This window comes from Enterobacter sp. N18-03635 (genome assembly GCF_004006055.1).
In the GTDB taxonomy this organism is placed as follows: domain Bacteria; phylum Pseudomonadota; class Gammaproteobacteria; order Enterobacterales; family Enterobacteriaceae; genus Enterobacter; species Enterobacter vonholyi.
The window spans coordinates 3,806,494-3,825,253 of sequence record NZ_CP034769.1; the positions used below are offsets into that span (position 1 = coordinate 3,806,494).

Sequence of the window (18,760 nt, forward strand, 5' to 3'; positions counted from 1 at the left end):
AGAATAAGCAAAATTAAGGAGCCAGCCAGAGCAATGAAACGTCCGGACTACAGAACACTACAGGCACTTGATGCAGTTATTCGTGAACGCGGTTTTGAGCGCGCGGCGCAAAAGCTTTGCATCACCCAGTCCGCCGTATCACAGCGTATAAAACAGCTTGAAAACATGTTCGGCCAGCCGCTGCTGGTGCGTACCGTGCCGCCACGTCCAACCGAGCAAGGGCAAAAACTCCTCGCCCTGCTGCGCCAGGTTGAACTGCTGGAAGACGAGTGGCTGGGTGACGAACAAACGGGCTCTACGCCGCTGCTGCTCTCTCTGGCGGTCAACGCCGACAGTCTGGCAACCTGGCTGCTGCCGGCTCTTGCGCCGGTATTAGCAGATTCCCCTATCCGCCTGAACTTACAGGTTGAAGATGAAACCCGAACCCAGGAGCGCCTGCGTCGCGGTGAAGTGGTTGGGGCCGTCAGTATTCAGCCTCAGGCGCTGCCAAGCTGTCTTGTCGATCAGCTGGGCGCACTGGACTATCTGTTTGTGGGGTCAAAAGCCTTTGCCGAGCGCTACTTCCCCAACGGCGTCACCCGCGCCGCGCTGCTGAAAGCCCCTGCCGTGGCGTTCGACCATCTGGACGATATGCATCAGGCGTTCCTGCAGCAAAACTTCGATCTGCCGCCTGGCAGCGTGCCGTGCCATATCGTCAACTCGTCTGAAGCCTTCGTGCAGCTTGCGCGCCAGGGCACCACCTGCTGCATGATCCCACACCTGCAGATTGAGAAAGAGTTGAAAAGCGGTGAGCTGATTGACCTGACGCCGGGGCTGTATCAGCGCCGGATGCTCTACTGGCACCGTTTTGCGCCGGAAAGCCGTATGATGCGCAACGTCACCGACGCGCTGCTGGCGTACGGGCACAAGGTGTTGAGACAGGATTAAAAAGAAAAGCCGGGTGGCAGCTACGCCTTACCCGGCCTACAGATTACTGAGCAGGTTTCGGCTGTGCTGCAACTGGTTCCAGCTGGAAGACCACATCGACCTGATCGTCGAACTGAATAGTTGGCTGCTCGTAAGTTTCCTGAGCGGACACCGGGGCTGCATCAGCCTTCATCATACGAACCATCGGGCTTGGCTGGTAGTTAGAGACGTGGTAACGCACGCTGTAAACCGGGCCAAGCTTGCTCTTAAAGCCAGAAGCCAGCTGTTCCGCCTGGTGAATGGCATCATCAATCGCCGCTTTACGCGCTTCGTCTTTATATTTTTCCGGTTGCGCAACGCCCAGCGACACGGAACGAATTTCGTTGAGACCCGCCTTCAGCGCACCGTCCAGCAGCGAGTTAAGCTTATCCAGCTGACGCACGGTCACTTCGACGGTACGCACGGCGCGGTAGCCCTTCAGGATGCTTTTGCCATTCTGGTAGTCGTAATCGGGTTGAGTACGCAGGTTCGCAGAGTTGATATCTTTTTTACCGACACCGTTCTGCTCGAGGAAAGAGAGGTATTGCGCAACGCGATCGTCAGCCTGCTTCTTGGCCGTCGCCGCATCTTTCGCCGCCACATTCACCTCAATTGCCAGGGTTGCAACATCGGGTACCGCGTCCACGCTTGCGGTGCCTGACGTGACGATGTGCGGACCATCCGGCAGTTCACTTGCCTGCACCGACACCGCACCGAAACTTACTAATGCCGCCAGGGCCATCACCTTAAACTTCACTGTTATTCCTCCATGTTGCGAAGAGTGCCCATTAACAGGGCGCATGCCAGCAAGCTTAGCGGGTCTTGTTCAGTTGTCCATAAGACAAGGATTAGTTGAACAATTCCTGAACGTGGTGAATCCCCTCTTTTGCCAGCTGAAAAGCAATAAACCACATCACCAGCCCCACAAGGGTATTAATGATGCGCTGGGCTTTGGCCGTACGCAGGCGAGGTGCCAGCCATGCCGCCAGAATGGCGAGACCGAAGAACCAGAGGAACGAGGCGCTGACCGTACCGAGCGCAAACCACCGTTTCGGCTCAACGTCCAGCTGTCCGCCCAGGCTGCCCAGCACCACAAAGGTGTCGAGATAAACATGCGGATTAAGCCAGGTGACCGCCAGCATGGTGACGATAATCTTCCAGCGGCCCTGCTTCATGACCTCCGCGCTCGCCAGCTCGAGATTGCTGCTCATCGCCGTTTTCAGGGCACCAAAACCATACCAGAGCAGAAACGCCACGCCGCCCCAGGTAACCAGCGCCAGCAGCCACGGAGACTGCATCAGCAGCGCGCTGCCGCCAAAAATCCCGGCGCAGATCAGCAGTAAATCACTTACCGCGCACAGCAGGGCAATCATCAGATGGTACTGGCGGCGGATGCCCTGAGTCATCACGAACGCATTTTGCGGTCCGAGCGGAAGGATCATGGCCGCGCCTAAGGCAAGCCCTTGAAAATAATAAGATAGCATGACGATTTTCTCGCAGTGTTGTTCTGGAGGCTGACTATACTGCGCGAATCACATTAGAGGAAATGGATAATATTAATTGGGTATTAGCGGAGCTTATGAAAGCAAAGCCCGGTGGCGCGAGCGCCTACCGGGCCTACGGGTGACGTTATTCTGCTTCTTTGACTTTTTTGACGTTTACGTCCATCTGCGGATACGGGAAGCTGATGCCGTTGGCGTCGAAGTCGCGCTTAATGCGTTCCAGCACGTCCCAGTACACGTTTTGCAGATCGCTGCTTTTGCTCCAGATGCGCACCACAAAGTTAATGGAGGAAGCACCGAGTTCGTTCAGGCGAACCGTCTGCTCTTTGTCTTTCAGAATGCGATCGTCTGAAGCAATGATATTAGTAATCAGCGACTTCACCTGATCGATGTCGGAGTCGTATGCCACGCTGATAATCAGTTCGTTACGACGCACCGGTTCACGGGAGAAGTTAATAATGTTGCCTGCAATGATTTTTCCGTTCGGCACGACCACGATGCGGCCATCCACGGTACGCATGGTCGTAGAGAAAATCTGCACCTGCAGCACGGTTCCGGCAATGCCGCCCAGGTCAACGTATTCGCCGGAGCGGAACGGACGGAAGGTTACCAGCAGCACGCCTGCCGCCAGGTTTGAAAGCGAGCCCTGCAGCGCCAGACCAATGGCCAGGCCGGCGGCACCGAGAACGGCGATGACGGAGGCGGTCTGCACGCCCACACGGCCCAGCGCCGCAATCAGCGTAAAGGCGATAACGCCGTAGCGCACCAGTGCGGAGAGGAAGTCAGCCACCGTGGCGTCAATGTGACGGGCCAGCATCACGCGGTTAACCGCGTTCGATACGATACGCGCCACGATCATCCCGACGATGATGATGGCAATCGCCGCGACAATGTTCACGGCATAGCTCAGCAATAGCGCCTGGTTGCGTACCAGCCAGTTACCGGCGTTATTGATGCTGTCTACAACATCGAGTTGTTCCATTTATTCTTCCTTTTGTTAAACCAAAACACAAAATCCATCCCCCATGGAGACAGGCAGGTTCGTAAAGGGTAAACAAAAAGTGCCGGGTTTGCCAAACAGATCACAAAAACAGGTCTGGCAGGGTATTGAAAAAGCATAAAAAAAGGCCCGCATTTGCGGGCCTTCTGATGCTGTTAGCAGCTCAAATTACAGAACGTCGATCGCGTTCAGTTCTTTGAAAGCCTGCTCCAGACGGGTCACCATGGACGTCTGAGCAGCGCGCAGCCATACGCGTGGATCGTAGTATTTCTTGTTCGGCTGGTCTTCGCCTTTCGGGTTGCCCAGCTGGCCCTGCAGGTAAGCTTCGTTCGCTTTGTAGTACTGCAGGATACCGTCCCAGGTTGCCCACTGGGTATCGGTATCGATGTTCATTTTCACTACGCCGTAGCTTACGGAGTCTTTGATTTCCTGAGCAGAAGAACCGGAACCGCCGTGGAAGACGAAGTTCAGGCTGTTGTGCGGCAGGTTGTGTTTCTTAGACACGTATTCCTGAGAATCACGCAGGATGGTCGGGGTCAGAACCACGTTACCTGGTTTGTAAACGCCGTGTACGTTACCGAAGGACGCTGCAATGGTGAAGCGTGGGCTGATTTTGCTCAGCTCGGTGTAAGCGTAATCAACGTCTTCTGGCTGGGTGTACAGGGCAGAAGCGTCCATGTGGCTGTTGTCCACGCCGTCTTCTTCACCACCGGTGCAGCCCAGTTCGATTTCCAGGGTCATGTCCATTTTGGCCATGCGCGCCAGGTACTTAGAGCAGATTTCGATGTTTTCGTGCAGTGACTCTTCAGACAGGTCGATCATGTGAGAAGAGAACAGTGGCTTACCGGTTGCCGCGAAGTGTTTTTCACCCGCGTCCAGCAGACCGTCGATCCACGGCAGCAGTTTCTTCGCGCAGTGGTCAGTGTGCAGGATAACTGGAACACCGTAGTGTTCAGCCATCTGGTGAACGTGGTGCGCACCAGAGATAGCGCCCAGGATTGCAGCACCCTGAGGAATGTCAGTTTTCACGCCTTTACCTGCGATGAACGCAGCGCCGCCGTTAGAGAACTGAACGATAACTGGAGCTTTAACTTTAGCAGCAGTTTCCAGTACGGCGTTGATGGAGTCGGTACCCACGCAGTTAACTGCTGGCAGAGCGAAGTTGTTTTCTTTAGCTACCTGGAACACTTTCTGTACGTCATCACCAGTGATAACGCCAGGTTTTACGAAATCAAAAATTTTAGACATGTTGCTTAGTCCTGTATCTTCGGCCGTTAGAAAAGGTGCGAGCTCTTAAAAGCGCGCTGAAAATTGGGCAGGTTTCCCTGCCCTTGAATGGCTTACTTCTTAGCGCGCTCTTCGAGCATTGCTACTGCTGGCAGTACTTTGCCTTCCACGAATTCGAGGAATGCACCGCCACCAGTGGAGATGTAGGAGATCTTGTCAGCGATACCGAACAGGTCGATTGCTGCCAGGGTATCACCACCGCCTGCGATAGAGAACGCTTCGCTGTCTGCGATAGCGTTAGCAACGATTTCAGTACCTTTGCGGAAGTTCGGGAATTCGAACACGCCAACAGGACCGTTCCACAGGATAGTTTTTGCGTTTTTGAGGATTTCAGCCAGTTTCTGTGCAGAAACGTCGCCCAGGTCCAGAATCTGCTCTTCGTCTTTGATGTCGTTTACAGATTTCAGGGTCGCGGTTGCGGTTTCGGAGAACTCGGTCGCGACGCGAACGTCAGTTGGAACCGGGATATCACAGGTACCCAGCAGGCGTTTGGCTTCGTCAACCAGGTCTGCTTCGTACAGGGATTTACCGACGTTGTGGCCCTGAGCGGCAACGAAGGTATTCGCGATACCACCGCCAACGATCAGCTGGTCAGCGATTTTAGACAGGGAATCCAGAACGGTCAGTTTGGTAGAAACTTTAGAACCACCAACGATAGCCACCATCGGACGAGCTGGTTCTTTCAGTGCTTTACCCAGCGCTTCCAGTTCGTCAGCCAGCAGAGGACCGGCACACGCTACGTCTGCGAATTTACCGATACCGTGGGTTGACGCCTGTGCACGGTGAGCAGTACCGAAGGCATCCATCACGAATACGTCGCACAGTGCAGCGTATTTTTTGGAAAGGGTTTCGTCGTCTTTCTTCTCGCCTTTGTTGAAGCGAACGTTTTCCAGAACAACCAGTTCACCGGCCGCAACTTCAACGCCGTCCAGGTAATCTTTCACCAGGCGAACCGGGTTGGACAGTTTGTCTTTCAGGTAATTAACCACTGGCAGCAGAGAGAACTCTTCGTTGTACTCGCCTTCAGTTGGACGACCCAGGTGGGAGGTGACCATCACTTTCGCGCCCTGCTTCAGAGCCAGTTCGATGGTTGGCAGAGATGCACGGATACGCGCGTCGCTGGTCACTTTGCCATCTTTAACCGGTACGTTCAGATCGGCACGGATGAAAACGCGTTTACCAGCCAGATCCAGATCGGTCATCTTAATTACAGACATGGTGAATCCTCTCGTTGATTCTTAAAGTTTTGCAGACGCACGATGCGTCTTACCTGAAACCTTGAGCGGCCATTGCTAACGTGGTGTCGAGCATTCGGTTAGCAAAGCCCCATTCGTTATCACACCAGACCAGCGTCTTGATAAGGTGTGCCCCACTGACTCTCGTTTGCGTACCATCGACGATGGCGCTGTGCGGGTCGTGGTTAAAATCTACTGAGACCAACGGTAATTCCGTATAGTCAACTATACCATGAAATGCCCCCTGTGCCGCTTTTTGCAGCAACAGGTTGACTTCACAGGCTTTTACCGGTTTTTTCACCGTCACGCTAAGGTCGATTGCGGTAACGTTAATCGTCGGAACACGCACGGCAATCGCTTCAAACCGGTCATTAAACTGCGGAAAAATTCGGGTGATCCCTGCCGCCAGTTTCGTATCTACCGGAATAATTGACTGGCTCGCCGCGCGAGTGCGTCGTAAATCCGGATGGTAGGCGTCGATAACCTGCTGATCGTGCATGGCGGAATGAATCGTGGTCACGGTGCCGGATTCAATGCCATACGCATCGTCTAACAGTTTGATGACCGGAATAATGCAGTTGGTGGTACAGGAGGCGTTGGAAACAATGCGGTGTTCGGCCTGCAGCTCATGCTGGTTGACGCCAAACACGACTGTCGCGTCGAGGTCATTACTGCCGGGATGAGAAAACAGGACTTTTTTCGCGCCTGCAGCCAGATGAGCTTCGCCGTGTTCGCGGTTGCCATAAACACCGGTACAGTCAAGCACGACATCCACACCCAGTTCACGCCAGGGTAGCCCGGAAATGCTGTTCTCATGCAGAACACGAATAGCGTCATCACCCACAAAGAGCTGATCTCTTTCCTGGCGCACATCCCAGGCGAAACGTCCGTGGCTGGTGTCATACTTCAATAAATGCGCCATGCCCGCAGCATCCGCCAGTTCATTGATTGCCACCACGGTTATTTCCGCCCGACGTCCGGATTCATACAAAGCACGAACCACGTTACGCCCGATGCGACCGAAGCCATTAATCGCTACGCGTACGGTCATAGATCTCCTGCAAAGCAATCCCTGAGTTTGAGGTGGCTGAAAGAGTAATCCAGCTACGCCCGAAGGGGAATCCTTGCTGTCACAAACTGCGATTGATTGGTCAATTGTCGAACATTTAATCGACTGAAACGCTTCAGCAAGAATAAGCGAATCGGGGAATAAAAGGAATGTCTGTCCAGATGAATAAGCGAGCTATATGACTTGCGTCACATTTTAGGTGGAATAATGACGCAAAAAAAGCCGGGTGGCGCGCTAGCGCTTACCCGGCCTACTTTCGAGCCATTTGTAGACCCGGTAAGCGTAGCGCCACCGGGCAAAACGGCGATTACAGCAGCTCTTTCGCTTTCGCGACAACGTTCTCAACGGTGAAGCCGAACTCTTCGAACAGCTGCTCTGCCGGAGCAGACTCACCGAAGGTGGTCATACCGACGATGGCACCGTTCAGGCCCACGTATTTGAACCAGTAGTCAGCGATACCCGCTTCCACTGCCACACGCGCGGAAACCGCTTTAGGCAGAACGGATTCACGGTAAGCGGCATCCTGCTTGTCGAACGCATCGGTAGACGGCATGGAGACCACGCGCGCCTTCACGCCTTCGGCAGTCAGTTTTTCCCATGCGGCAACAGCCAGCTCAACTTCAGAACCGGTAGCGATGAAGATCAGCTCAGGCTGGCCCGCGCAATCTTTCAGCACGTAACCACCGCGAGCGATGTTTGCCAGCTGCTCAGGGGTACGCTCCTGCTGCGCCAGGTTCTGACGGGAGAGGATCAGCGCGGTTGGACCGTCCTGACGCTCAACGCCGTATTTCCACGCCACCGCGGATTCAACCTGGTCACATGGACGCCATGTGCTCATGTTCGGGGTCACGCGCAGGGAAGCCACCTGCTCTACCGGCTGGTGAGTTGGGCCGTCTTCGCCAAGACCGATGGAGTCGTGGGTGTAGACCATCACCTGACGCTGTTTCATCAGCGCCGCCATACGCACGGCGTTACGGGCATATTCAACGAACATCAGGAAGGTAGAGGTGTACGGCAGGAAACCACCGTGCAGGGAGATACCGTTGGCAATCGCGGTCATACCGAATTCACGTACACCGTAATGGATGTAGTTACCGGCAGTATCTTCGTTGATTGGCTTAGAACCAGACCACAGGGTCAGGTTAGATGGCGCCAGGTCAGCGGAGCCGCCCAGGAATTCTGGCAGCCATGGGCCGAACGCTTCAATCGCATTCTGAGACGCTTTACGGCTCGCGATTTTAGACGGGTTCGCCTGCAGCTTAGCGATAAACTCGTTCGCTTTCGCGTCGAAGTCAGACGGCATGTCACCTTTCATACGACGGGTGAATTCAGCCGCTTCCTGCGGGAAGGCTTTCGCGTAAGCAGCGAACTTCTCGTTCCAGGCCGCTTCTTTCGCCTGGCCTACTTCTTTTGCATCCCACTGAGCGTAAATCTCTGATGGGATTTCGAATGCAGGGTGTTTCCAGCCCAGCGCTTCGCGGGTCAGTGCGATTTCTGCATCACCCAGCGGCGCGCCGTGGGAGTCGTGCGTACCCGCTTTGTTCGGTGAACCGAAGCCGATGATGGTTTTGCACATCAGCAGGGACGGTTTGTCCGTCACAGCGCGCGCTTCTTCCACTGCACGTTTAATCGAGTCAGCATCGTGACCATCAACGCCACGCACAACGTGCCAGCCGTAGGCTTCGAAACGTGCTGCGGTGTCGTCGGTGAACCAGCCTTCAACGTGACCGTCGATGGAGATACCGTTGTCGTCATAGAACGCAACCAGTTTACCCAGCTTCAGGGTACCTGCCAGGGAACACACTTCGTGAGAAATGCCTTCCATCATGCAGCCGTCGCCCATGAACGCGTAGGTGAAGTGGTCAACGATGTCGTGACCAGGACGGTTGAACTGCGCCGCCAGGGTCTTCTCAGCAATCGCCATACCCACGGCGTTAGCAATACCCTGACCCAGCGGGCCGGTGGTGGTTTCTACGCCAGCGGTGTAGCCCACTTCCGGGTGACCTGGAGTTTTGGAGTGCAGCTGACGGAAGTTTTTCAGCTCTTCAATTGGCAGATCGTAGCCGGTGAGGTGCAGCAGGCTATAGATCAGCATAGAGCCGTGGCCGTTGGATAGCACGAAGCGGTCGCGGTCAGCCCATGACGGGTTCTGCGGGTTGTGGTTCAGGAAATCACGCCACAGGACTTCGGCGATATCAGCCATACCCATAGGGGCCCCTGGGTGGCCGGATTTGGCTTTCTGAACTGCGTCCATGCTCAGCGCACGAATAGCATTAGCAAGCTCTTTACGTGAGGACATTTTAACTCCAGATCGGACTGTTAAAGGCCATGCCCTTGACGACAGCGCGTTTTGGGCTACGCCGGAAAAAAGTGCCAACAATGTAACCCAAGCGGCATGCCATGTACATGGACCATTCTTTTGCAGCTTAAGAAATCTCTGGATCATGCTCGCATGTTGCGCAATCTACTCGCCCGGCCCTGTAGATATTCCTTATACTTAGCCCGACACCGGCTTCGCTGACGGTGACCTTTTCGGATTTTATTCAGATTAACGAGTACGGAAGCAACCTCATGAAAATGCGTGCAATAGTGCTGGCCCTGGGTACAACGCTCCTGCTGAGCGGCTGTCAGAATATGGATTCTAACGGTCTGATGACGTCAGGGGCAGAGGCCTTTCAGGCCTATTCCCTGAGCGATGCGCAGGTGAAAGCGCTGAGCGACCAGGCCTGTAAAGATATGGACGGAAAAGCCACGCTTGCGCCGGCCAACAGTACCTACACGCAGCGTCTGAATAAGATTGCTTCCGCGCTGGGCGACAACATCAACGGCCAGCCGGTGAACTACAAGGTGTACATGGCGAAAGACGTCAACGCCTTCGCGATGGCGAACGGCTGTATCCGCGTCTATAGCGGACTGATGGATATGATGACCGACAACGAAGTGGAAGCGGTTATCGGCCATGAAATGGGCCACGTTGCCCTGGGCCACGTGAAGAAAGGGATGCAGGTTGCCCTGGGCACCAATGCCATCCGCGCAGCGGCGGCCTCTGCGGGCGGGATCGTTGGCAGCCTGTCACAGTCACAGCTTGGCGACGTGGGTGAAAAGCTGGTTAACTCTCAGTTCTCACAGCGTCAGGAGTCCGAGGCGGATGACTACTCCTACGATCTGTTGCGCAAACGCGGCATTAATCCATCAGGCTTAGCCACCAGCTTCGAAAAACTGGCCAAGCTGGAAGCGGGACGCCAAAGCTCAATGTTTGACGATCACCCGGCCTCAGAAGAACGCGCGCAGCATATTCGCGACCGTATGGCCGCAGACGGAATTAAATAATTTCAGGAGGAGGCAGTTTTGCCTCCTTTTTATTTCGCATGAATTGTTAACTTAACAGCACGTATCGATAACACCCCTGAAAGCCCCGCCAAATCTGCCCTATGGCATTGAAATGTCTGGTCACATAATTATTGCAAAGGTCACTTTTTCCGGTAATTATCACCTCCGCAGTTATTCAAATTAATATATCCAGACAGAGACGTTCCCTCCGTGAAAAAAGAATTATCATTAGTTGCTTTAAGCTTATTTGCCGCATTACCTGCCGCTGCAAGCCAGCAATCCGACAGCCAGGGTTTTATTGACGACAGCCGTCTGGACCTGTTTTTCCGCAATGCGTATATCAGCCGCGACTACCATCAGGGCCAGCAGGACAAAGCCGAATGGGGTCAGGGGATCATCGCCACGTTTGCATCCGGCTATACCGAAGGGCTGGTGGGCTTTGGTGTGGACGGTATTGCTCAATACGGCGTGCGCCTGGACGGCGGTCGCGGCAAAAGCGGCGCAGGCGGCATCGACTTCTTTAAGCAGGAAGACGACGGCCGGGCAAAATCCGATCTGGCAAAGTTTGGCGCAACCGCCAAAATGCGCATCTCGAATACCGTACTGAGCTACGGGAATCAGCGTCCTGAATTGCCTATCGTCAATGCCGACAGCTCTCGCCTGCTGTTTGAAAGCTACACCGGCGCCATGCTGACCTCAAAAGAGATCGACGGTCTGGAAATCAACGCCGGTTATTTCACCGACGAGCAGCGTAAAAGTGACGATCGCCACGACAGCGGACTGAAGAGCCTCTCCTTCGGCGGCGCGAGCTACCAGTTTAACGACCAGTTCAGCGGCGCGCTTTACGCCTCTCACAATGAAGAGGTGATGAACAAGCAGTATCTGGGCCTGAACTTCAAGCAGCCGTTCAGCACCGGGCAGCAGCTGGTGCTCGACTTCAACGGCTATAACTCCCGTCTCGATCAGAGTTACGCGGACAGCCTCGACACGGGCCGCAGCAACACTATCTGGAGCCTGGCGGCGAGCTACATCTGGGATATTCACACGTTCAAAGTGGCGTACCAGCAGAGCAGCGGCAGTACCGGCTACAACTACGGCGGCTATCGTGACAAGGGCGGCGTGGGTGACGGCGGTAACACCATCTGGCTGGCGAACTCCTACTGGTCAGATTTTAACGGCGAAGATGAACGTTCATGGCAGGCTTCCTACGGTCTGGACTTTAGCGGCCTTGGCTTACCGGGCCTGAGCTGGACCACCGCCTACGTGCGTGGCGATAACATCAAAACCTCTGAAACCAGCAACGGCAAAGAGCACGAGTGGTTTAACCAGATCCAGTACCAGGTGCAGGATGGTCCGGCTAAGGATCTGAAGCTTAAACTGCGCTACTCCGTCCTGCGCGTCTCCAGCAACGCCAGCGATTACAACGTGGGCGGGGACGAGATCCGCGCTTACGTGGAATACCCGTTTAACGTGTTCTAAAGGCAATAAAAAACCTCTCAATAGAGAGGTTTTTTTTCACGCCAGGCGAGGCTTATTCGCCTTTTTTAGCTGCCTGAATGTAGAGCATTTCCAGTGCCAGAGTCGCTGCGGCCAGCGCAGTGATCTCGGACTGGTCATAGGCAGGCGCCACTTCCACCACGTCCATCCCGACAATGTTCAGATCCTTCAGGCCGCGCACCAGCTTGATGGCACGATCTGAGGTCAAACCGCCGATGACCGGCGTACCGGTACCGGGAGCAAATGCCGGATCCAGGCAGTCGATGTCGAAGGTCAGATAGACAGGCATATCACCCACAATCTGCTTCACCTGAGCGAGGATGTCATCCACGCCGCGGTCGTTAACCTGACCCGCATCCAGCACGGTGAAGCCGTTATCTTTGTCGAACTCGGTGCGAATACCGATCTGCACGGAGTGGTTCGGGTCGATCAGACCTTCGTTCGGCGCGGTAAAGAACATGGTGCCGTGGTCAAACTCACAGCCGTTCGCGTAGGTGTCGGTATGCGCATCAAAGTGTACCAGCGCCATTTTACCGAAGTGCTTCGCGTGGGCGCGCAGCAGCGGCAGGGTCACGAAGTGGTCGCCGCCGAAGGAGAGCATGCGCTTACCGGCAGCCAGCAGCTTCTCGGCGTGCGCCTGCAGCTTTTCGCTCATCTCACGCGCGTCGCCGAAGGCATACACCAGGTCACCGCAGTCCACCACGTTCAGGCGCTCGCGCATGTCGAAGTTCCACGGGAAGCGGTTGTGCTCCCAGGCCAGGTTAGTGGAAACCTGACGGATCGCCGCCGGGCCGTGACGACCACCCGCGCGGCCAGATGTCGCCATATCGAACGGCACGCCGGTGATCACCCAGTCAGCGTCGCTGTCGTACGGCTGGAAGTTCATCGGAAGGCGTAAAAAACCAAACGCGTTAGATACCAGAGAGTTATCGTACTGATGACCTAAAGTGCTCATGTCCTGACCTCTTTTAAAGTCGATACATTAAAAACAGATGAAAAAAAATCCCCTCCGCGTCGTTAAACCCGACGAGGAAGGGATTGATTCGTAAATCGCTTATTAGGGCGAATTATCGCCGGTAATGCATACGGGTTCAAGTGAGTATAGCATTCTGCCGGATGGCGGCTTCGCCTTATCCGGCCTACATTCGTAGGCCCGGTAAGCGCAGCGCCACCGGGCATCAGCGACTATTCGTCTTCCAGATACGTATATCCGTACAGACCCGCTTCAAACTCTTCCAGGAACTGCTGCTGGAGCGCGTCGTCCAGACCGGTGTTTTTCACCTGATCGCGGAACTGTGTCAGCAGGGTTTTCGGATCGAGCTGAACGTATTCCAGCATGTCCGCCACGGTGTCCCCTTCATCGGACAGCTCAACTTCCACGCTGCCGTCAGGGAACACGAACACGTCCACCGCTTCGGTATCACCGAACAGGTTATGCATGTTGCCGAGGATCTCCTGATACGCGCCGACCATAAAGAAGCCCAGCATCGGCGGGTTCTCCGGGTCGTATTCCGGCATTGGCATTGTCGTTGCGATGCCGTCGCCGTCAACGTAGTGGTCGATAGCACCGTCGGAATCGCAGGTAATGTCCAGCAGCACCGCGCGACGTTCCGGGGCGTGGTTCAGCCCTTCCAGCGGCAGAACCGGGAACAGCTGATCGATACCCCAGGCATCCGGCATCGACTGGAACAGCGAGAAGTTGACGTAAATCTTATCCGCCATACGCTCCTGCAGCTCGTCGATAATCGGACGGTGCGCGCGGTTGCTCGGGTCGAGCTGTTTCTGCACTTCATGGCACATGTTCAGATAGAGCTGCTCCGCCCACGCGCGCTCCTGCAGGCTGAAGGTGCCTGAAGAATAGCCCACGTGAATATCGTGCAGGTCCATCTGGCTGTCGTGCAGCCATTCGCGCAGGGAACGACGCGTGCCCGGCTCGTGCATCTCCTGCCAGGTTTCCCACATGCTCTGCAGGGAACGCGGCGCATCGTCTGCCGGCGGCGTCGCTTCGGTGGTTTCGCTGCGCTCAACGCCGATGATGTTCGAGACCAGCACCGTATGGTGCGCGGTCACCGCGCGACCGGATTCGGTGATCACCGTCGGGTGCGGCAGGCCGTTCTCTTCACAGGCATCGCCGATCGCCCAGATGATATTGTTCGCGTATTCGTTCAGGCCGTAGTTCACGGAGCAGTCAGATTGCGAGCGGGTTCCTTCGTAGTCCACGCCCAGGCCGCCGCCCACGTCGAAGCACTGAATATTTACGCCAAGCTTATGCAGCTCAACGTAGAAACGCGCTGACTCACGCACGCCGGTCGCAATATCGCGAATGTTGGCCATCTGCGAGCCGAGGTGGAAGTGCAGCAGCTGAATGCTGTCCAGTCGACCGCGCTCGCGCAGGATTTCCACCAGCTGCAGTACCTGGTTTGCCGCCAGGCCGAACTTGGATTTTTCGCCGCCGGAGGACTGCCATTTGCCGGAACCCTGCGACGCCAGACGCGCACGCACGCCAAGGCGTGGCACCACGTTCAAACGCTCGGCTTCTTCCAGCACGATGGCGATTTCGGTCATCTTTTCGATAACCAGATAGACCTTGTGGCCCATCTTCTCGCCAATCAGCGCCAGACGAATGTATTCACGGTCTTTATAGCCGTTACAGACGATCACTGAACGGGTCATGCCCGCATGCGCCAGAACTGCCATCAGTTCCGCTTTGGAACCTGCTTCCAAACCCAGCGGCTCGCCGGAGTGGATCAGAGATTCAATTACGCGGCGGTGCTGGTTCACCTTGATCGGGTAAACCAGGAAGTAGTCACCTTTATAACCGTAGGACTCACGCGCGCGCTTAAACGCGGCGTTAATCGAACGCAGGCGATGTTGCAGGATCTGCGGGAAGCAGAACAGTGCAGGCAAACGCTGGCCCTGAGCTTCACGGGCTTTAACCAGCTTCGCAAGATCCACGCGCGCTTCAGGGACGTCCGGATCCGGGCAGACGCTGATGTGGCCCAGTTCGTTGACGTCGTAATAGTTATTGCCCCACCAGGCAATATTGTAAGTGCGCAGCATCTTGCTGGCTTCCTCGGAGCTCATCGCAACCTCCTGCATAGAACGTAGTACACCCTGTTCGCCCGCTGACGAAGGCGAAAAAGAAGACATGTCGTCAGACATAGCGAACCTCAACTCTTTGTATTAAGTGTAAAACAGTTGACTACTATCGCAGCGTTATACGGCGATAACAACCCATAAACGGCTCCGTTTCCCAGCAGAGTATGCTGAAATCCAGACCGTGCGACCGGTTTCTTATTCATATCATTGTAAAACACGTATCCGAACTCTGTATGACAAGGTTCGGCGAAACCACGAGAAAACTCTTGTATTAACAAGAGCGCCCTTGTTCAGTTTTCACAAAGCGCGACCGGCCCTGGAATCCTGAGAAGCGCCGAGATGGGTATAACATCGGCAGGTTTGCAGACTAAAAATGCGGGTTGCGGGAATCAAATGCGCGCCAGAACGGCTGCGCTGAATTAGCGGAAAACGATGGTTCATTATCTCGTATCACCTCCACGGCCGCTTCTGCTGAAACGGACCCCAAGCCAAAGCTAAAAGTTCACTGCTTAACCCGGCTGGAAGTGGCGACACGATGAGTTCATCGAGCGCTTATTTTATATGAGCCGCGCGCCGCGTTTTATACCGAGAAGGGGGTTAAAAAGCAAAACAAAAATGCGCGTGTTGCCGGAGCCGTCAGGAATTATTGCCAGCAGCAATTTCAACTGAGTGAGAGGTTAGTCAAAAAAAACTGGAAATCGGGCGAAGAAGTGACCTAAAATAGCCATCCAGATGTTAATCCATCTATACTGATTAACACTCATACTGCCAGTGTCAAAAACCTGCAGGCCTTGGTAGAATTATCTCCTTTGGCTATTCCACACAGCAGCTTGAGCTAACCAAATTCCTCTTAGGTGAAATAAAACATGGCAAAACACCTGTTTACGTCCGAGTCCGTATCAGAAGGACATCCTGATAAAATTGCTGACCAAATCTCCGATGCGGTGCTGGATGCGATCCTGGCGCAGGATCCTAAAGCGCGCGTAGCGTGCGAAACCTATGTCAAAACCGGCATGGTTCTGGTTGGCGGTGAGATCACCACCAGCGCATGGGTTGATATCGAAGAGATCACCCGTAACACGGTGCGTGAGATCGGCTATGTGCATTCTGATATGGGTTTTGATGCCAACTCCTGCGCGGTACTGAGCGCAATTGGCAAACAGTCTCCGGATATCAACCAGGGCGTTGACCGTGCCGATCCGCTGGAACAGGGCGCGGGCGACCAGGGTCTGATGTTCGGCTATGCCACCAACGAAACCGACGTGCTGATGCCTGCACCGGTCACCTACGCACACCGTCTGGTGCAGCGTCAGGCAGAAGTGCGTAAAAACGGCACCCTGCCGTGGCTGCGCCCGGATGCGAAAAGCCAGGTCACCTTCCAGTATGACGACGGCAAAATCGTCGGGATTGACGCGGTGGTTCTGTCTACCCAGCATTCCGAAGAAATCGATCAGAAATCCCTGCAGGAAGCAGTGATGGAAGAGATCATCAAGCCGGTTCTGCCTACCGAATGGCTGAGCTCTGCGACCAAATTCTTCATCAACCCAACCGGACGCTTTGTTATCGGCGGCCCAATGGGTGACTGCGGTCTGACAGGTCGTAAAATCATCGTTGATACTTACGGCGGCATGGCGCGTCACGGTGGCGGTGCGTTCTCCGGTAAAGATCCGTCTAAAGTTGACCGTTCTGCGGCGTACGCGGCACGTTATGTGGCGAAAAACATCGTTGCTGCCGGCCTGGCTGACCGCTGTGAGATTCAGGTCTCCTACGCAATCGGCGTGGCTGAACCCACCTCCATCATGGTTGAAACCTTTGGTACCGAGAAAGTGCCTTCAGAACAGCTGACGCTGCTGGTACGCGAGTTCTTCGACCTGCGTCCATACGGCCTGATTCAGATGCTGGATCTGCTGCACCCTATCTATAAAGAAACCGCTGCATACGGTCACTTTGGTCGTGAACATTTCCCATGGGAAAAAACCGACAAAGCCGCTCTGCTGCGTGAAGCTGCCGGTCTGAAGTAATCGACTGATATCGCTTTTAAAAGGCCAGCCTTCGGGCTGGCCTTTTTTTGTCGGATGGCGGCTGAAAGGTGTACCCTTTGGAACCGATTACACCGCACCGACACGAATGCGCTTTCAGAATATTCTCTTTGCATGTTCGCCTTTCTTCTGCTGTTACATTCCCTTTCAGTTAAGTCTGAAATGTGTCCTTTCGCGATGCATATCACCTCATTTACCTCTATATTTTCAAAGCTTTAATTTTATTTACGGTTGCAAAGCTGTGTAACCGATTACACCTATGTGATTAATCTCACATATTTTTGTGGGTCGCTCACCTACCCTTAACATCAATAAAACTGATAACCCAACTGGAGGGCATAATGCCTGACAATAAAAAACAGGGGCGTACGTCCAACAAGGCGATGACATTCTTCGTCTGTTTCCTCGCCGCCCTGGCAGGATTACTTTTTGGCCTGGATATCGGCGTGATTGCCGGTGCATTACCTTTCATTACAGAAGAGTTCCAGATCAGCGCTCACACCCAGGAGTGGGTGGTTAGCTCAATGATGTTTGGCGCGGCCGTCGGGGCCGTCGGCAGCGGCTGGCTCTCCTTTAAGCTCGGACGTAAAAAGAGCCTGATGATCGGCGCGATCCTGTTCGTTGCCGGCTCACTCTTCTCTGCCGCAGCGCCTAACGTTGAGGTCCTGCTGGTTTCCCGCGTGCTGCTTGGTCTGGCCGTGGGCGTGGCGTCCTATACCGCCCCGCTTTACCTGTCTGAAATTGCGCCGGAGAAAATCCGCGGCAGTATGATTTCCATGTACCAGCTGATGATCACCATTGGTATCCTGGGCGCGTACCTTTCCGATACGGCGTTTAGCTACAGCGGCGCATGGCGCTGGATGCTCGGCGTGATCATCATCCCTGCGGTTCTGCTGCTGATTGGCGTCTTCTTCCTGCCGGACAGCCCTCGCTGGTTTGCTGCAAAACGTCGATTCCACGATGCAGAACGCGTGCTGATGCGCCTGCGCGATACCAGCGCGGAAGCGAAAAACGAGCTGGAAGAGATCCGCGAAAGCCTGAAGGTCAAACAGTCCGGCTGGGCGCTGTTTAAAGAGAACAGCAACTTCCGTCGCGCCGTTTTCCTCGGCGTACTGCTGCAGGTTATGCAGCAGTTCACGGGGATGAACGTCATCATGTACTACGCGCCCAAAATCTTTGAGCTGGCGGGTTATACCAACACCACCGAGCAGATGTGGGGGACCGTCATCGTGGGTCTGACCAACGTGCTGGCGACCTTTATCGCCATCGGTCTGGTGGACCGCTGGGGACGTAAGCCAACCCTGACGCTGGGCTTCCTGGTGATGGCGGCCGGTATGGGCGTCCTCGGTACCATGATGCATGTGGGCATTCACTCCCCAACCGCCCAGTACTTTGCGGTAGGCATGCTGCTGATGTTTATCGTCGGGTTTGCGATGAGCGCCGGTCCGCTGATCTGGGTGCTGTGCTCTGAGATCCAGCCGCTGAAAGGACGTGATTTTGGCATCACCTGCTCTACCGCAACCAACTGGATTGCCAACATGATCGTCGGCGCAACGTTCCTGACCATGCTCAATACCCTGGGCAACGCGAACACCTTCTGGGTCTACGCCGGTCTGAACATCTTCTTTATTGTGCTGACCATCTGGCTGGTTCCAGAAACCAAACATGTGTCCCTGGAACATATTGAACGTAATCTGATGAAAGGTCGTCCTCTGCGCGAAATCGGCGCCCACGACTAATCCTCACTCGGGAGGTGC

At 54.9% G+C, this 18,760-nt stretch carries 15 protein-coding genes and 1 pseudogene; 5 read left to right on the forward strand and 11 right to left on the reverse strand.

The annotated features are described in order from the left end of the window. Positions 1 to 33: 33 nt before the first annotated feature. Complete coding sequence (gene argP / locus ELK40_RS18920) at positions 34 to 927, forward strand: DNA-binding transcriptional regulator ArgP (protein ID WP_008499727.1); 894 nt, start codon at positions 34 to 36, stop codon at positions 925 to 927. 43 nt (positions 928 to 970) lie between these two features. On the opposite strand, the gene ELK40_RS18925 is transcribed toward argP, so the two are convergent. The 7 genes from ELK40_RS18925 to tkt all read right to left on the reverse strand — a co-directional run bounded on the left by ELK40_RS18925 (position 971) and on the right by tkt (position 9,337). Continuing rightward, positions 971 to 1,702, reverse strand: coding sequence for an oxidative stress defense protein (locus tag ELK40_RS18925; RefSeq protein WP_008499728.1), 732 nt, complete (start codon positions 1,700 to 1,702; stop codon positions 971 to 973). A gap of 91 nt (positions 1,703 to 1,793) precedes the next feature. Beyond that, the gene (argO, locus tag ELK40_RS18930; protein ID WP_127732260.1) at positions 1,794 to 2,429 is read right to left on the reverse strand and encodes an arginine exporter ArgO; all 636 of its coding nucleotides are present in this window, start codon (positions 2,427 to 2,429) and stop codon (positions 1,794 to 1,796) included. Positions 2,430 to 2,574: 145 nt separating this feature from the next. Next, positions 2,575 to 3,429 (reverse strand): small-conductance mechanosensitive channel MscS, encoded by an 855-nt coding sequence (locus tag ELK40_RS18935; protein WP_111963216.1) that lies wholly within the window; start codon positions 3,427 to 3,429, stop codon positions 2,575 to 2,577. A gap of 186 nt (positions 3,430 to 3,615) precedes the next feature. Further along, positions 3,616 to 4,695 carry a class II fructose-bisphosphate aldolase gene (gene fbaA, locus ELK40_RS18940; protein WP_008499731.1) on the reverse strand — a complete coding sequence of 360 codons (1,080 nt, stop codon included), beginning with the start codon at positions 4,693 to 4,695 and terminating at the stop codon, positions 3,616 to 3,618. 92 nt (positions 4,696 to 4,787) lie between these two features. Beyond that, positions 4,788 to 5,951, reverse strand: coding sequence for a phosphoglycerate kinase (gene pgk, locus ELK40_RS18945; protein ID WP_023309116.1), 1,164 nt, complete (start codon positions 5,949 to 5,951; stop codon positions 4,788 to 4,790). 49 nt (positions 5,952 to 6,000) lie between these two features. Continuing rightward, positions 6,001 to 7,020 carry an erythrose-4-phosphate dehydrogenase gene (gene epd, locus ELK40_RS18950; protein ID WP_127732263.1) on the reverse strand — a complete coding sequence of 340 codons (1,020 nt, stop codon included), beginning with the start codon at positions 7,018 to 7,020 and terminating at the stop codon, positions 6,001 to 6,003. 325 nt (positions 7,021 to 7,345) lie between these two features. Then, complete coding sequence (gene tkt, locus ELK40_RS18955) at positions 7,346 to 9,337, reverse strand: transketolase (RefSeq protein ID WP_045355615.1); 1,992 nt, start codon at positions 9,335 to 9,337, stop codon at positions 7,346 to 7,348. Positions 9,338 to 9,609: 272 nt separating this feature from the next. Here tkt and ELK40_RS18960 point away from each other — a divergent pair, with 272 nt between their 5' ends. Both ELK40_RS18960 and ELK40_RS18965 read left to right on the forward strand, forming a co-directional pair. Beyond that, positions 9,610 to 10,368 (forward strand): M48 family metallopeptidase, encoded by a 759-nt coding sequence (locus ELK40_RS18960; protein WP_021242066.1) that lies wholly within the window; start codon positions 9,610 to 9,612, stop codon positions 10,366 to 10,368. Positions 10,369 to 10,578: 210 nt separating this feature from the next. Further along, positions 10,579 to 11,847 carry an OprD family outer membrane porin gene (locus tag ELK40_RS18965; RefSeq protein WP_115876239.1) on the forward strand — a complete coding sequence of 423 codons (1,269 nt, stop codon included), beginning with the start codon at positions 10,579 to 10,581 and terminating at the stop codon, positions 11,845 to 11,847. 52 nt (positions 11,848 to 11,899) lie between these two features. Here ELK40_RS18965 and speB read toward each other — a convergent pair whose 3' ends face one another. The 4 genes and pseudogenes from speB to ELK40_RS22985 form a co-directional block, all read right to left on the reverse strand. Beyond that, positions 11,900 to 12,820, reverse strand: a complete 921-nt coding sequence (speB, locus tag ELK40_RS18970; protein WP_008499737.1) for an agmatinase — start codon at positions 12,818 to 12,820, stop codon at positions 11,900 to 11,902. Between the two features lie 230 nt (positions 12,821 to 13,050). Beyond that, a complete protein-coding gene (gene speA / locus ELK40_RS18975; RefSeq protein ID WP_008499744.1) occupies positions 13,051 to 15,027 on the reverse strand; it encodes a biosynthetic arginine decarboxylase in 1,977 nt (658 codons plus the stop codon). A gap of 8 nt (positions 15,028 to 15,035) precedes the next feature. Beyond that, positions 15,036 to 15,167 (reverse strand): acid stress response protein YqgB, encoded by a 132-nt coding sequence (gene yqgB / locus ELK40_RS18980; protein ID WP_127312443.1) that lies wholly within the window; start codon positions 15,165 to 15,167, stop codon positions 15,036 to 15,038. A gap of 94 nt (positions 15,168 to 15,261) precedes the next feature. After that, positions 15,262 to 15,351, reverse strand: a pseudogene (locus tag ELK40_RS22985) (hypothetical protein); the annotation flags it as partial. Positions 15,352 to 15,830: 479 nt separating this feature from the next. On the opposite strand from ELK40_RS22985, the gene metK reads away from it, so the two are divergent. After that, positions 15,831 to 16,985 (forward strand): methionine adenosyltransferase, encoded by a 1,155-nt coding sequence (gene metK, locus ELK40_RS18990; protein WP_014885184.1) that lies wholly within the window; start codon positions 15,831 to 15,833, stop codon positions 16,983 to 16,985. A 359-nt stretch (positions 16,986 to 17,344) separates the two neighbouring features. Beyond that, positions 17,345 to 18,742, forward strand: coding sequence for a galactose/proton symporter (galP, locus tag ELK40_RS18995; RefSeq protein ID WP_111963220.1), 1,398 nt, complete (start codon positions 17,345 to 17,347; stop codon positions 18,740 to 18,742). The last annotated feature ends 18 nt before the right edge of the window (positions 18,743 to 18,760 follow it).

Bases quoted from the DNA above. Each gene is read 5' to 3' on its own strand.
- galP (WP_111963220.1), top strand. From the start codon at position 17,345: ATGCCTGACAATAAAAAACAGGGGCGTACGTCCAACAAGGCGATGACA.
- epd (WP_127732263.1), bottom strand. From the start codon at position 7,020: ATGACCGTACGCGTAGCGATTAATGGCTTCGGTCGCATCGGGCGTAAC.
- speB (WP_008499737.1), bottom strand. From the start codon at position 12,820: ATGAGCACTTTAGGTCATCAGTACGATAACTCTCTGGTATCTAACGCG.
- argO (WP_127732260.1), bottom strand. From the start codon at position 2,429: ATGCTATCTTATTATTTTCAAGGGCTTGCCTTAGGCGCGGCCATGATC.
- ELK40_RS18960 (WP_021242066.1), top strand. From the start codon at position 9,610: ATGAAAATGCGTGCAATAGTGCTGGCCCTGGGTACAACGCTCCTGCTG.
- yqgB (WP_127312443.1), bottom strand. From the start codon at position 15,167: ATGAATAAGAAACCGGTCGCACGGTCTGGATTTCAGCATACTCTGCTG.
- tkt (WP_045355615.1), bottom strand. From the start codon at position 9,337: ATGTCCTCACGTAAAGAGCTTGCTAATGCTATTCGTGCGCTGAGCATG.
- fbaA (WP_008499731.1), bottom strand. From the start codon at position 4,695: ATGTCTAAAATTTTTGATTTCGTAAAACCTGGCGTTATCACTGGTGAT.
- speA (WP_008499744.1), bottom strand. From the start codon at position 15,027: ATGTCTGACGACATGTCTTCTTTTTCGCCTTCGTCAGCGGGCGAACAG.
- metK (WP_014885184.1), top strand. From the start codon at position 15,831: ATGGCAAAACACCTGTTTACGTCCGAGTCCGTATCAGAAGGACATCCT.
- pgk (WP_023309116.1), bottom strand. From the start codon at position 5,951: ATGTCTGTAATTAAGATGACCGATCTGGATCTGGCTGGTAAACGCGTT.
- argP (WP_008499727.1), top strand. From the start codon at position 34: ATGAAACGTCCGGACTACAGAACACTACAGGCACTTGATGCAGTTATT.
- ELK40_RS18935 (WP_111963216.1), bottom strand. From the start codon at position 3,429: ATGGAACAACTCGATGTTGTAGACAGCATCAATAACGCCGGTAACTGG.